The organism is Halorubrum lacusprofundi ATCC 49239 (genome assembly GCF_000022205.1).
In the GTDB taxonomy this organism is placed as follows: domain Archaea; phylum Halobacteriota; class Halobacteria; order Halobacteriales; family Haloferacaceae; genus Halorubrum; species Halorubrum lacusprofundi.
On sequence record NC_012029.1, the window covers coordinates 2,048,752 to 2,061,113 of the forward strand.

Consider the following 12,362-nt stretch of genomic DNA (forward strand, 5'->3'; position numbering starts at 1 on the left):
CTACCCGTGACCGGTTACGTCGCCGTCGCAGTCGCCGAGTTCGGTCGGGGAGGGAAAACGCCAACACCCCCCGAGCCGACGCCTTCGGTATGGACGAACGCGCGGACGGAAGCGCCGCGGACGGGAGCACAGCGGCCGGGACGGGCCGCGGCCGAGCCGCGCTCATCGAGGGCGACGCCGAGTTCGACGGTCGCGACGCCGCGCTCCTCCGAGCGGTCCACGAGGCCGGATCGGTTGCGGGTGCGGCCTCCGAGCTGGGGCGCTCACGGGCTCGCGCGCTCTTGCGGATCGAGGCGCTCGAAGGTGCCTTCGGTACCCTCGTCGAGCGACGGCGCGGGGGGTCCGGCGGAGGCGGTAGTCGGCTGACGGGGGCCGGCCGCGACCTCCTCGACCGGTACGACCGCCTGCAAGCGGTGCTGGCCGCGACAGCCAACGTCCCCGAGACGGTGCTAGACGGGACAGTCGCGCGCGTCGACGGCGAACTGGCAGAGGTGGACACCGCGGTCGGCACAGTTCGCGGGCTCCACGACGACGCCGCAGTCGGCGACGCCGTGCAGGTGCGGATCGGCGCAGACGCGGTGACGATTTATAAGGAAAGCCAGCGAGTCGATCCGGATTCGACGAGCGCCCGGAACCGCTTGCGCGGCGAGGTCGTCGAGATCGTGGCGGGCAAAACGGTGTCGACGGTTCGGGTTGAGGTGGGCGAGGTGGTCTTCCGGGTGTTGATCACGGCGGAGAGCTCGGCACGGTTGGACTTGGACGCGGGCGACGACGTGGCGATCCGGTGGAAAGCGACCGCGACGCGGGTCGTCAGCCAGTCTGCGGCGTCGGGACGCGAGTAGGAAGATCGCGGCGGAGGCGTTCGTGTCAGCGCAAGTGATTTAACTACAGAACGCCATTATAAATTATGAACGAAGCATCCGAAGCGGCAACGAACCGGACCTCGGCCGGGATGAACCTCGGCGACCTCGGACCCGCCGCGCTGGCGTCCATGGGCTCCGTCGCCCTCGCGCTGTACTTCTACTACGTTCGCGGCGACAAGCAGCGCGGCCAGTTCATCGGCCTGTGGCCGAGTACCATACTCGCCCTCGCCACCTATCTTCAACTAGAGCAGATCAAGCAAACGCTCGCGGACCACGACGACTGAGATTAGCAACGAACTGCGGCATCTTTTCGCCCGAGTACGCCGATAATCCTCGATTCACTTCCCCCAGAAGGGGTCCCGCTTCCGCTTGGTCTCCAAGTACGCCGCGAGCGCCTCGCGCTCGTCGGCCGTGATCTCCTCTTTTAACTCCTGTTCGAGGATCTTCGCGTGTTTTTCGGGGATTTCGGTCCAGAGAGTGTCGCCCTCCTCGATGTCGCGCCCGACGGTCGGGCCGTCGATGGCGATACTCACGCGCTCGCCGGCGCGCGCCTCGTCGACGTCGTCGCCCTGCTTTTGAATGCCGGAGAGCTGGCCGACGCGCTCGAACTCGTTACCCTCGAAGTATCCGACGTTGCGGTTGTTCTGAACCGTGCCGGAGATGACCTCGACGCCGACGACCGCGGGGTCGTTCTGGCGGAACGTGTGGTCGGGGAGGATGCGGAACCGCGAGGGGCGGACGACCTTGTCCAGCACCGTCTCCTGCTGGGCGCGCTGTTTCTCCTCGACGTACGTTTCGTAGTCTTCGATCAGCTGGTAGATGACCTCGTCGGTGAACAGCTTCACGTCGGCGTTCTCAAGCTCCGTCTCGGCGTTCGCGAGCAGATCGACGTTGAACCCGAGGATGGCCTTGTGCTCGTCTTGGTTCGCGGTCTCGGCCACGGCGATGTCGCGGGGCGCGATGTCGCCGACCTCAGCGCGCAGGATGGGGACCTCCGCCTCGCGGAGCGCGTTCGCCATCGCCTCTAAGGATCCGAGCGTGTCCGCCTTGACGACGACGCCGTTCTCGGCGGTTTCCACCTCGATCTCCGCGAGCTCGGCTTTCACCTCCTCGACGACCTCCTCGACCGGGCGGTCGCGGACGACCCGAACCGGCGCGCCCGCCATCGCCCGATCGAGGTCGGGCGCAGCGATCTTTACCCCGGCAGCGGCGCCGACCTCCGCCACCTTCTCGAACTTCTTCTCCGTGCGGATCTCTTCGAGGGGACGCGGCTGCAGCAGCGCCCGGATCTCGGTGACGATCGGCTCGTCTTGCCCGCCGACGACGATCTGGTCGCCGTTGCGCACCACGCCGTCGTACACGACCGTGTCGATGGTGGCGCCGAAGCCGCGCTCGTCTTTTACCTCTAGGACCGTCCCCTCGCCGGGACCTTGCACGTCGATCGCCATCTCCTCTTTCATGAACCGCTGTGAGAGACCCATCAGGACCGTGAGCAGGTCGGGGACGCCCTCGCCCGTGATCGCCGAGAGGGGGACGACGCCGATGTTCTTCTGGAAGTCCTGCACGCGCCAGTACAAGTCGGCGGAGAAGCCGGCGTCCGAGAGCTGGCCGATGATCTCGTAGAGGTTCTCGTTGAGCATCGACTCGGCGCGCTCCGACTGCGCCTCCAGGCTCCGCTGTATCGGCTGGCCGTCTTGCGGGTTCCATCCCGGCGTCGTGTCCACCTTGTTGGCGGCGACGACGAAGGGTGTCCCGGTGCGTCTGAGGATGTCGATCGCCTCCTCCGTCTGCGGCTGGAACCCGTCGTTAACGTCGACAACGAGCACCGCGATGTCGGCGAGCGCACCGCCGCGGGCGCGCAGCGTCGAGAAAGAGTGGTGGCCGGGCGTGTCGATAAAGAGAAGCCCCGGCAGGTCGAAGTCGGTCGGATCGATGAGTTCGCCCGCCATCTCGGAGATGGTGTCGAGCGGGATGTCAGTCGCCCCGATGTGCTGCGTGATCGCGCCGGCTTCGCCCTCGCTGACGGCGGAGCCGCGGATCGTGTCGAGCAGGCTGGTCTTGCCGTGATCGACGTGGCCCAGCACGGCGACGATCGGCGTCCGAAGAGTGTCCGCGTTTGTGTGGTCGGTCATCAGTGATCGCCCCGAAAAGGTCGGTTATCTTCCGTTCGACCCGGACGTCAGTTAAGCCTTTCAAAACGCGCCCGACCGGGGTCCGGGGGCAGCGGCGGCGGCGGTCTCTGAGAGAACCGATCCGGGGACCGTTGCGTCCGTCGCCCGTCCGACGCCCCCGTGGAGTTTAAGACCGTTGCCCGGGACCGTGCGAACATGGTCGATATCCTCGCGGAGAACCTCTCCGGGAAGGCGGTGATGAGCGCGGACGGAACGGAGCTTGGGGACCTATACAACATCACGATGGACCTCAAGTCGGGCGAGCTGTCCGACCTGCTTGTGAGCCCCCACGAGCACCTCAGCCCGGAGCGATCGGGCTTCGACGTCGACGAAATGGGCCATCTGAAGGTGCCAGTCGCGAACGTACAGGCGGTGAAAGACTACATCGTCGTCGCCCGCTAATGGAAGTTCTCGACACCTCGGCGTTTATTCACGAGTACACCACCGACGACACTGTCGTCTCGGTGCCCGAAGTGCACGAAGAGCTCACCGGCGAGGGAGCGCTCCGCTTCGACGCGATGGAGGGCTCCGGCATGACGATCCACGTCCCGGCCCCCGAAGTCCTCGACAACGTGCGGCGCGCTGCGCGCGGGTCCGGCGACGCCGCGGAGCTGTCCGACACCGACACCCGGCTGATCGCGACCGCGCTTGAGCTGAGCGCGACGCTCGTCACCGACGACTACGCGATGCAAAACGTCGCCGAGCGACTCGACATCTCCGTCGAAGCGATTGCACGCGACGGGATCACGGAGGAGCGCGAATGGCGGTTCCAGTGCGTCGGCTGCAACCGGACCTTCGACGAGAACAAAGAGCGGTGTCCGATCTGCGGAAGCGACCTGACGCGGAAGAACCCGGCGTAACGCGGGACTGTCCGCTTTTCTCGCCGTTCTTTGCGACTCCTTAGTCCGCCGACTCCGGCTCTGCGTCGCGTTCTCCGGTCGGAGTTTGGCCCGCGTTCTCGGTTGCGGTTTCGGGCGGGGATCCGTCTTCAGACCTATCCTCGACCGCGTCCTCGTCGTCGCCCGGGAGTGCGGCAGCGAGCGCGTCGGCGTCGAGCGGGAGCCGGTCGCGGAGTCGCCCCGCCACCGCGTGCGCCTCGGCGATTTCCACCTCGGCGACCGCCCGAACGAGCGCGACCGCCCGCTCCGCCCGGGCCTGCCGCCACGACTCCTCGCGCGACTGGTACGTGCGGATGGCACGGAGAAACTCCACCTCCGAGAACTCCGGCCAGTACGGCGCACAGAAGTAGACGGCCGCCTCGTTGCCGTTGGCGTGCCACGGGAGGAAGTTCGAGGTGCGCTCGTCGCCGCCGGTCCGGACGATCAGGTCGACGTCGCGGACCGGTCGATCGTACAGCCGCTCCTCGACGGTTTCGACGTCGACATCGGTCGGGTCGAGGTCGCCCGCATCGACGTCGCGTGCGATCGCCGTCGCCGCGTCGAGCAGTTCGGTGCGGCCACCGTACGCCAGCGCGACGTTCAGCGTGAACCGGTCGTTGTCGGCGGTGCGGCGCTCTGCGTAGTCCACCGCGTCGCGCACGCGCTCCGGGAGGCGGTCGACATCGCCGATTGCGCGAACGCGGACTCCCTGCTCATGGACGCGGTCGGCGTCGGCGAAGTCGCGGAGCTTGGTCTCCAACAGGTCGAACAGCGGCTCCAACTCCTCGTCCGGGCGCTCGAAGTTCTCGGTCGAGAAGGCGTACAGCGTCAGCTCTGCGACGCCCAAATCCGCGCACCAGTCGAGGACGCGCTCGGTGGTAGCGGCGCCGGCCCGGTGGCCGTCGGGCGCGTTGTCGCCGCGCTCCCGGGCGTACCGCCGATTTCCGTCCTGGATGATCGCGACGTGTGTCGGTACGTCCTCGATCTCTCGATGGAGGTGCCGGCGGTACGCGCGCTCGGTAAGCACGCGGAGACGATTCAACATACATGCGGACCGACACGACCGAGGGGTATGTACTTTTATGCTCTGACGGATCGAGATGTCCCCGATGAACGCCGCCTACGTCTTCCGCGTCGAGTTCCGTCTCGATCCCGAGGGCGCTACCATCGCTCCGGATCGGTTCGAGACGACGATGGAACTGCCCGCCAACGAGCCCGGTACCGACGGCTGGCTCTTCTTCCGCGACCGGCTCTGGCGCGGCGAGATCGGCGACGAACCGTCGTTCCGGCGGCTGGCGAGCGACCGTCTCGGTGTCGAGGTCGTCGCCGCCAACTTCCGAGAACTCCGTACCGACGAGGCGTTCCTCGACGCGCTGCAGTCGGCGATCGCGGCCGACCTCGACCGGTTCAACGCCGATTCGGTCGACGAGGTCCTGCACAAATACCTCGGCTCGTCGGTCCACGTGCGGGAGGAGTGACGTTCCGCATGCTACAGTCTCCCTCGCGACCCCACAACGCACTTACCAGTCGGCCGCCTACTGACGGCCCCATGGCCGTCGCCGACTACGATTTCCACCTGTTCGACCTTGACGGGACCCTCGTCGACGCGGAGTGGTCGTACACCCGGGGCGTCTTCGACCGCGTCAGCGACCGGCTCGGCCGCCCCTTTTCCGACCGGGAGGCGTACGTCCTCTGGCACGGGCTCGGGGGCGCCCGCGGCGACACCCTCCGCGATCTCGGAATCGACCCCGACGCGTTCTGGCCCGCGTTCCACGCCGAGGAGGATCCCGACGCCCGCGCGGAGGCGACGTACCTCCACGACGACGCAGCCCGACTGCTCGACCGCGTCGACGACACCGGCGGCCCGACCGGGCTCGTCACCCACTGCCAGCGGTTCCTCGCCGAGCCCGTGCTCGACCGACTTGACCTCAGCGACCGGTTCGACGCGGTGGTCTGCTGTACCGACGAGACGGGCTGGAAACCCGATCCGGACCCCATCGAACTGGCGATGACGGACCTCGACGTCAACCCACAGAGCGACCGCGGCTACTACGTCGGCGACGGCGAAAGCGACGTGAGCGCCGCGTGGAACGCGGGGCTCGACGCGGTCCACGTCGAGCGCGTGGGCCACGAGGACCGCGGGCGATGCGTGCTCGGCGACCGGCGCGTCAGCCGGCTCGACGAGCTCTTGGCCGGCGGCTGAATCCGCGAGCGCCGGAGCGGGGCGACCGGCGCGCGCAACCGGCTCGCCGCCCGCGACCGAAACGGTCGTGAGGCACCGGGCGGAACCGGGCGTATGACGAAGTGGCTCCACAGCGGCCGCCGCCGCGACCTCTGCGCGCTGCTGTACGACGCCGGCGAGCTGCGGGCGCAGTCGCTGAAGAGCCGGCTCGAATCACACTACGACGAGCGGATCGATCCCCGGTCGTTCTACGCTACGCTCACCTCGCTCGTGGAATCGGGATTCCTCGACCGGCGGACCGAGGGGCTCGCCGACGTGTACGCGCTTACCGACGCTGGCGAGCGCGCCCTCCTCGACCACTACGCGTGGCTCTCGGATCGGATCGATGGTGGGTCACCCGACGATCTACCGGTCGACGGCGACGACGGCGACGACGGCGACGCCGGCGACGACAGCGACGACAGCGACGGTGGCCGTCCAAACCTCAAGGATTAACAAGATTGCGGCGTTCAGTTAATATATGACCGTTGTCAGCGTCTCGATGCCGGAGGAGCTGTTGGAGCGGATCGACAAATTCTCGGACGAACACGGCTACACCGGGCGCAGCGAGGTGGTCCGCGAGGCCTCCCGGAACCTCCTCGGCGAGTTCGAGGACGCGAAACTGGAGGACAGAGACCTGATGGCGGTGGTGACGGTGCTTTTCGACTACGAGACCACGAGCGTCGAAGAGCGGATGATGCGGCTCCGCCACGAACACGAGGGGCTCGTGGCCTCCAACTTCCATAGCCACGTCGGCTCGCGGTACTGCATGGAGCTATTCGTGCTCGAAGGGCGGTTGGAAGATATCTCGACGTTCGTGGGGAAGATTCGCGCGACGAAGGACACGCTCACGGTCGACTACAGCGTGACGCCGGTCGACGAGTTCGGCGCCGACAGCGACCTCGCGGCGACGGGAAGCGACGGGACCGGAGACGGAGAGGCTAACCGCGCGGGCGGCCACGCCCACGACGACTGAGGAGAACTGTCGCCGTTTCTTTTCAACTGCCTCCGCGACCGGCGGTTCCGTCTGCGAGCACACCGAGGAACGGCACCGTGAACCCCACGACGTAGCCGGCGAGATGTGCGAACACGTTGCTGCCGAACGGGACGAGCACCAGCGATCCGATCACGCCGGCGGCCGCGACGCTCGCGCCGGTGACGTACAGGAGTTCGCGTTCCGGCCCCAGATCGAGTCCCGCCACTTGCGGGCGCCCGACCGCGGTGTACAGCCCGGCCGCGGCGAGGACCGCTCCGACCGCGAACAGCGACCCCACGGCGGGCAGCGGCGGGAAGTAACCGGCGCCGCTCGGCGCGAGGTACGCGAGCGCGAGCGACGCGAAGGCGACGACGACCGACCAGCGCGGGTCGACGCCGGCGGGCGTCTCGCTTCGAACCCGATCGCATTCCGCCGCGAGCGCGGCGAACCAGACGGCGACGAGGTAGCCGAGGAGCGCGCTGTTCACGTCGGAGAAGCCGGCGGTCAGCGCGTCGGTCACGCCGCCGAGCGTGACGATGGTCGCCCACGCGGAGACCAGCGGGACGACCGCGAGGTAGACCACAACCGATCTGAGGAGCCGTCGACGCCAGCCGGCGACGATCGAGAGGGGGTACGCGACCGCGACGAGCAGCCAGTAGTTGACGACGTTGTCGACGAGGTGGACCGGGTCCGTATGAACGAAGCTCGACGCGAATGCGGTCCACAGCGCCCACCGGCTCTCAAACACCCCTTCAGTCGCCAGCGAGAGCTGCCACGCGTCGGTCCCCGGCATGAGGCTCACGGCGACGAGCAGCGTCGGTAGCGGGACGGTGATCAGGAAGAGATCCCTTGGAGGGGTCGACCGGACGGCCGCGCGGACGCTGGCGAGGAGCCCGCGGAGCGTTGGCGAATTTCCCTCGCGATCCCCCGCTGCGCTCATCGGTTACGGCGTCGCCGGGCGGACGGTTTCCAGCGCCGCCGCGAAGTCGTCAGCGGTGATCCCGACCTCGTCGGCGTGATCGTTGGCGGCCTCACCGTGCTCGTCCGCGACGCGCTCGATGGCGATCAGGGCGGCCTCCCGGCACAGCGAGGCGATCTCAGCGCCGGAGTACCCCTCGGTCTCGTCGGCGAGGTGCTCTAAGTCGACGCCCTCGACGAGGGGCTTCGTGCGGGTGTGTACGTCGAGGATCTTCCGGCGCGCCTCGCGGTCGGGCTCGGGCACCTCGATGTGCGTCTCTAACCGTCCGGGCCGGAGCAGCGCTGGATCGAGTGCGTTCCGCCGGTTCGTCGCCGCGAGCACGACGAGGTTCGGGTTGTCGCTCGCGCGGTCGAGTTCCGTGAGCAGCTGGGAGACCACCCGCTCGCCGACGCCCGAACTGTCCCCGCCAGCGGCGTCGCGATCGGCGGCGATCGCGTCGATCTCGTCGAAGAAAATGATCACAGGCGCCGCCTGCCGCGCGCGATCGAACAGGTCACGGACCGCCTTCTCGGACTCGCCGACGTACCGGTCGAGCAGCTCCGGGCCGGCCACCTGAATGAAGTTCACGCCGCTCTCGCCCGCGATCCCCCGAGCGAGGAGAGTCTTTCCCGTTCCGGGCGGTCCGTGGAGCAGGATCCCCGTCGGCGGGTCGGCGTCGGCGGCCTCGAAGAGGGGGCCGTACGTCAACGGCCACGTGACGGCTCGTTCTAGCTTCTCCTTCGCTTCCGGGAGCCCGCCGACATCCGTAAAGTCGGTGGTCGGCTGCTCGGCGACGTACTCGCGCATCGCACTCGGTTCGACGGCGGCGTGGGCGGCCTCGAAGTCCGCCTTCCCGACCGTCACGTCGTCGAGTGCCGCAGCGTCCGATTCGCGGGCGCGCCGCAGGGCGGTCATCGCCGCCTCCTGCGTGAGCCCCTCGATGTCGGCCCCGACGAACCCGTGGGTCCGGGCCGCGATGCGGTCCAAGTCCACGTCGTCCGCGAGGGGCATCCGACGCGTGTGGACGTCGAGGATCTGGCGACGGCCGGCCTCACCGGGAACCCCGATCTCGATCTCGCGGTCGAACCGACCGCCCCGTCTGAGGGCGGGGTCGAGGGTGTCGACGCGATTGGTCGCGCCGATGACGATCACGTCGCCGCGGGCGTCGAGCCCGTCCATCAGCGAGAGCAACTGGCCGACGACGCGGTTCTCCACGTCGCCGCCGTCGTCGCGCTTGCCCGCGATCGAGTCGATCTCGTCGAAGAAGATGATCGCGGGGGCCTCCTCGCTGGCCCGCTCGAACACGTCCCGTAAGCGCTCCTCCGACTCGCCTTTGTACTTCGACATGATCTCCGGGCCGTCGACGGTGATGAACGTCGCGTCGACCTCGTTGGCGACGGCGCGGGCGATCAACGTCTTCCCGGTCCCCGGCGGGCCGTGGAGCAGGACGCCCTTCGGCGGGTCGATCCCGAGCCGGGTGAACACGCCGGGCTCCGAGAGCGGGAGCTCGATCGTCTCGCGGACTAACTCCAGTTCCTCGTCGAGCCCGCCGATGTCCTCGTAGGTCGCGCCCGCGGTGTGTTCCGCCGGGGGTTCGGTGCCGCCGGGCGGGCGGGCGTCGGTTCCGGAGGTGTCGGTGCCGGCGGTGTCGGTGCTGGCGGTGTCGGTGCCGATGGATCTGTCGGACGAGGGACCGCTCCCCGTCGAAGATCCGGAGGCAGTCCGGCGATCCCGCCCCGCGCCCGCGTCGGAGCGCGACGCGTCCTCGTCCCCGTATCTCACCGACACGTCGGTCCGGCTCGTGACGCGCACCGTGCCCGCCGGGTCCGTCTCGGCGACGACGAATCGAATCCCGCCGAGCCGCTCAACGTGGACCGCCTCGCCCTCGGTGACGGGACGGTCGCGGAGGTCGCGGGCGAGCGCGCGCTCGACCACCTCGCGGCTCACGTCCACGTCGGCGAGCTCCGCGGGCGCGGCGAGCACGATGCGGTCGGCGTCCTCGACGTCGACGGCGGCGACGGTGACGGCGTCGCCGACCTTCACGCCGGCGTTCGCGCGAGTGTCCGCGTCGATGAGGACGGATCCTTCTGGGGCGTCCGCGCCGCCGGGCCACACCTTCGCGACCGCGGTGCGCTCACCGCGGATCTCGACGGTGTCGCCGCTGAGGAGGCCGAGCCGCTTTCGGGAGGATTCGGGGAGCCGGGCGATGCCCCGGCCCGCGTCCCGCTTCTCGGCGGCACGCACCGTGAGCCGGAGGCCGGCGGTGTCGTTCATACGCTCCGTTCCGGCCACTCGCCCTTTACCCTTACCCGCCATCGGGGGCGCTCGCGCTGCCGCAGAGCCCGCGATCCGTCCGCCGCCGACCGCAACCCCCTTACCCCGGCCGAACCCGTCGATGGATATGCAACCGACAGGGCACCTGCGCGGCGACGCGGTCCACGTCGCCGGCGACGCCCGCCAGCGGTTCCACGACTCCAACGGCTACGGCCGTCCGCTCGGCGGCAACGAGATCGCGCTCTCGCGGGTCGAGACCGCTCACCTGCTGTTCCGGGGCGACCTCTCGGGAGTCTCCCTCACCCCCGACGCCGACCCCGTCGGCTTCGAGCGCTTCTTCGTCGAGTCCGCGGCCGCCGCCGACCGCTTCGCGGTACGCTACCTCGTTTACGCCGACCTGCGCGACCGCGGCTTCTACCTCTCGCCCGCCCGCGAGCCGTGGCCCGGCGGCGACGTCGACGCGCCCGACGCGGTCGACTTCGTCGCCTACGAGCGCGGTTCGACGCCCGACACGGGGGACGTGAAGTACCCCGTACAGGTCGTCGGCGAGCGCGAGTCGCTGCCGGCGGCCGGGCTCGCGGGACGCACCCTCGCCGTCGTCGACGAGGAGTCCGACATCACGTACTTCGCGGCGACGCGCGGGGAGATCGCGGGTGCGACCGACTACGAGCCCCCGGACCAGCTCGACGGCGTCCTGCTCTCCGACCGCGTCGTCGTCTGGGACGCCCCCGAAGGGCTCTACGAGCGCGGCTTCTACGGCCAGCCGCTCACCGGCCGCGCCGCGGCGGTCGAGGGCGCGGTCCAGCTATCCTTAGTCGAGGCCGCGTCGCTCGCCGCCGACGGCGTCCTCTCGCTGTCGACGTCGGTGGGGACGGCGGGCGAATCCCCCAGCGAGGGCGCCGCAGAGACGGACGGTCCCGTCGCCGCAGTCGTCGCCCGCGGCCGCGACGTGGAGGGCGAGCGGTTCGACCGCCGGCTCGCCGTTTATAAGCGCCTCCGCGCGGCCGACGCCGTGCCGAAGACCGGCTTCAAGTTCGGCGCAGACTTCCGGACGTACCTCGACGTGGAGACGGTCGAGGACCTGCCGCACTCCGAGCACCTCGTGCGCGTCGTCGAGGGCGACCACCGATTCTCCCCGCGCGAGCTCTCGCTCGACGTGCGGCTCGCGGGCGGCGTCCGCAAGGAGATGGTGTTCGCGCTGACGATGGTGGAGGGTGACGGTAGCGGCGCCGGTGGCGACGGCGGCGACGACGAGACCGCCGAGAACGGCGCGGTCCGCGACGCCGACGTGGAGTGGCTCTCGATCGGGCGACTGACGCCCTGAGCGGGCGCCGGATCGACCAGCCGGTACCGCCGTCTCGGGACGAACGGAAGGATTTTTTCCGAACGTGACCCTCTCGACACCTATGAGCCAGCCCTCCGGGTTCGAATCGGAGTCGAGCGCGTACGACATCTCCACGGTCAACCTCGACGACGATCGCTACGAGGTGACACAGTCGGTGGTCCGGAACAAGTATGCCGTCCGCGACAGCGCCGGCAACGTCGTCTTGCGCGGGAAACAGAAGATGTTCAAGCTGAAAGAGGAGTTCCCGTTCGTCACCGGCGACGACGACGACGCGTTCTCGGTGAAGGCGGGCGGGATCATGGACATCGCCGGGAACTACGCCATCACCGACGCGGGCACCGGCGAGGAGGTCGTCGTTCTCGATGAGGACTACTCGTTGCTCGCGGAAAACTGGACGATCCGCGACCCAGACACGGGGGAGGCGCTGGCGACCATTCGCTCGAAGAATAAACTGTTCTCTGCGCTCCGCCACCTCGTCTCCGTTGCGAACCTCGTTCCGAACAAGTACGAGATATTCGACGCCGACGGCGACCACGTCGGCGACATCGAGGGGAAGTTCTCGCTGCGCGACGCCTACACGGTCACTATCGACGACGCGAGCGACGTGCCGAAGGAGGCGGTAATCGCCTCCGCGTGCGTCCTCGACGCCTTAGAGAACCAGTAGCGACGCGTGTGG

14 protein-coding genes are annotated in these 12,362 nt (G+C 68.8%); 10 read left to right on the forward strand and 4 right to left on the reverse strand.

Going from position 1 to position 12,362, the window contains the following annotated elements:
* Positions 1 to 89 precede the first annotated feature (89 nt).
* Positions 90 to 842, forward strand: coding sequence for a TOBE domain-containing protein (locus HLAC_RS10235; protein ID WP_015910761.1), 753 nt, complete (start codon positions 90 to 92; stop codon positions 840 to 842).
* 65 nt (positions 843 to 907) lie between these two features.
* Positions 908 to 1,147: a hypothetical protein gene (locus HLAC_RS10240; RefSeq protein ID WP_015910762.1), complete on the forward strand. Its 240-nt coding sequence runs from the start codon at positions 908 to 910 to the stop codon at positions 1,145 to 1,147.
* Between the two features lie 54 nt (positions 1,148 to 1,201).
* On the opposite strand, the gene infB is transcribed toward HLAC_RS10240, so the two are convergent.
* Positions 1,202 to 2,995 carry a translation initiation factor IF-2 gene (gene infB / locus HLAC_RS10245; protein ID WP_015910763.1) on the reverse strand — a complete coding sequence of 598 codons (1,794 nt, stop codon included), beginning with the start codon at positions 2,993 to 2,995 and terminating at the stop codon, positions 1,202 to 1,204.
* A gap of 195 nt (positions 2,996 to 3,190) precedes the next feature.
* On the opposite strand from infB, the gene HLAC_RS10250 reads away from it, so the two are divergent.
* Positions 3,191 to 3,436, forward strand: a complete 246-nt coding sequence (locus HLAC_RS10250) for a PRC-barrel domain-containing protein (protein WP_015910764.1) — start codon at positions 3,191 to 3,193, stop codon at positions 3,434 to 3,436.
* Positions 3,436 to 3,894 (forward strand): NOB1 family endonuclease, encoded by a 459-nt coding sequence (locus HLAC_RS10255; protein WP_015910765.1) that lies wholly within the window; start codon positions 3,436 to 3,438, stop codon positions 3,892 to 3,894. The genes HLAC_RS10250 and HLAC_RS10255 overlap by 1 nt, the downstream gene beginning before the upstream one ends.
* 40 nt (positions 3,895 to 3,934) lie before the next feature.
* On the opposite strand, the gene uppS is transcribed toward HLAC_RS10255, so the two are convergent.
* Complete coding sequence (uppS, locus tag HLAC_RS10260) at positions 3,935 to 4,957, reverse strand: polyprenyl diphosphate synthase (protein WP_015910766.1); 1,023 nt, start codon at positions 4,955 to 4,957, stop codon at positions 3,935 to 3,937.
* A 64-nt stretch (positions 4,958 to 5,021) separates the two neighbouring features.
* Here uppS and lwrS point away from each other — a divergent pair, with 64 nt between their 5' ends.
* The 4 genes from lwrS to HLAC_RS10280 all read left to right on the forward strand — a co-directional run bounded on the left by lwrS (position 5,022) and on the right by HLAC_RS10280 (position 7,109).
* Entirely contained in the window at positions 5,022 to 5,390 is a 369-nt protein-coding gene (lwrS, locus tag HLAC_RS10265; protein ID WP_049933731.1) for an LWR-salt protein, read from the forward strand.
* A gap of 71 nt (positions 5,391 to 5,461) precedes the next feature.
* Positions 5,462 to 6,115, forward strand: a complete 654-nt coding sequence (locus HLAC_RS10270; RefSeq protein WP_015910768.1) for an HAD family hydrolase — start codon at positions 5,462 to 5,464, stop codon at positions 6,113 to 6,115.
* Positions 6,116 to 6,208: 93 nt separating this feature from the next.
* Positions 6,209 to 6,589, forward strand: coding sequence for a PadR family transcriptional regulator (locus HLAC_RS10275; RefSeq protein WP_015910769.1), 381 nt, complete (start codon positions 6,209 to 6,211; stop codon positions 6,587 to 6,589).
* Between the two features lie 25 nt (positions 6,590 to 6,614).
* Positions 6,615 to 7,109: a CopG family ribbon-helix-helix protein gene (locus HLAC_RS10280; RefSeq protein ID WP_015910770.1), complete on the forward strand. Its 495-nt coding sequence runs from the start codon at positions 6,615 to 6,617 to the stop codon at positions 7,107 to 7,109.
* Positions 7,110 to 7,131: 22 nt separating this feature from the next.
* Here HLAC_RS10280 and HLAC_RS10285 read toward each other — a convergent pair whose 3' ends face one another.
* Entirely contained in the window at positions 7,132 to 8,049 is a 918-nt protein-coding gene (locus HLAC_RS10285) for a hypothetical protein (protein WP_015910771.1), read from the reverse strand.
* 3 nt (positions 8,050 to 8,052) lie between these two features.
* Positions 8,053 to 10,341, reverse strand: coding sequence for an AAA family ATPase (locus HLAC_RS10290; RefSeq protein ID WP_049933528.1), 2,289 nt, complete (start codon positions 10,339 to 10,341; stop codon positions 8,053 to 8,055).
* A gap of 127 nt (positions 10,342 to 10,468) precedes the next feature.
* Between HLAC_RS10290 and endA the strand changes: the two genes are divergently transcribed.
* A complete protein-coding gene (endA, locus tag HLAC_RS10295; RefSeq protein WP_049933530.1) occupies positions 10,469 to 11,665 on the forward strand; it encodes a tRNA-intron lyase in 1,197 nt (398 codons plus the stop codon).
* Positions 11,666 to 11,747: 82 nt separating this feature from the next.
* Entirely contained in the window at positions 11,748 to 12,350 is a 603-nt protein-coding gene (locus HLAC_RS10300; RefSeq protein ID WP_015910774.1) for an LURP-one-related family protein, read from the forward strand.
* The last annotated feature ends 12 nt before the right edge of the window (positions 12,351 to 12,362 follow it).

Bases quoted from the DNA above. Each gene is read 5' to 3' on its own strand.
- HLAC_RS10235 (WP_015910761.1), top strand. From the start codon at position 90: ATGGACGAACGCGCGGACGGAAGCGCCGCGGACGGGAGCACAGCGGCC.
- HLAC_RS10240 (WP_015910762.1), top strand. From the start codon at position 908: ATGAACGAAGCATCCGAAGCGGCAACGAACCGGACCTCGGCCGGGATG.
- infB (WP_015910763.1), bottom strand. From the start codon at position 2,995: ATGACCGACCACACAAACGCGGACACTCTTCGGACGCCGATCGTCGCC.
- HLAC_RS10250 (WP_015910764.1), top strand. From the start codon at position 3,191: ATGGTCGATATCCTCGCGGAGAACCTCTCCGGGAAGGCGGTGATGAGC.
- HLAC_RS10255 (WP_015910765.1), top strand. From the start codon at position 3,436: ATGGAAGTTCTCGACACCTCGGCGTTTATTCACGAGTACACCACCGAC.
- uppS (WP_015910766.1), bottom strand. From the start codon at position 4,957: ATGTTGAATCGTCTCCGCGTGCTTACCGAGCGCGCGTACCGCCGGCAC.
- lwrS (WP_049933731.1), top strand. From the start codon at position 5,022: ATGAACGCCGCCTACGTCTTCCGCGTCGAGTTCCGTCTCGATCCCGAG.
- HLAC_RS10270 (WP_015910768.1), top strand. From the start codon at position 5,462: ATGGCCGTCGCCGACTACGATTTCCACCTGTTCGACCTTGACGGGACC.
- HLAC_RS10275 (WP_015910769.1), top strand. From the start codon at position 6,209: ATGACGAAGTGGCTCCACAGCGGCCGCCGCCGCGACCTCTGCGCGCTG.
- HLAC_RS10280 (WP_015910770.1), top strand. From the start codon at position 6,615: ATGACCGTTGTCAGCGTCTCGATGCCGGAGGAGCTGTTGGAGCGGATC.
- HLAC_RS10285 (WP_015910771.1), bottom strand. From the start codon at position 8,049: ATGAGCGCAGCGGGGGATCGCGAGGGAAATTCGCCAACGCTCCGCGGG.
- HLAC_RS10290 (WP_049933528.1), bottom strand. From the start codon at position 10,341: ATGAACGACACCGCCGGCCTCCGGCTCACGGTGCGTGCCGCCGAGAAG.
- endA (WP_049933530.1), top strand. From the start codon at position 10,469: ATGCAACCGACAGGGCACCTGCGCGGCGACGCGGTCCACGTCGCCGGC.
- HLAC_RS10300 (WP_015910774.1), top strand. From the start codon at position 11,748: ATGAGCCAGCCCTCCGGGTTCGAATCGGAGTCGAGCGCGTACGACATC.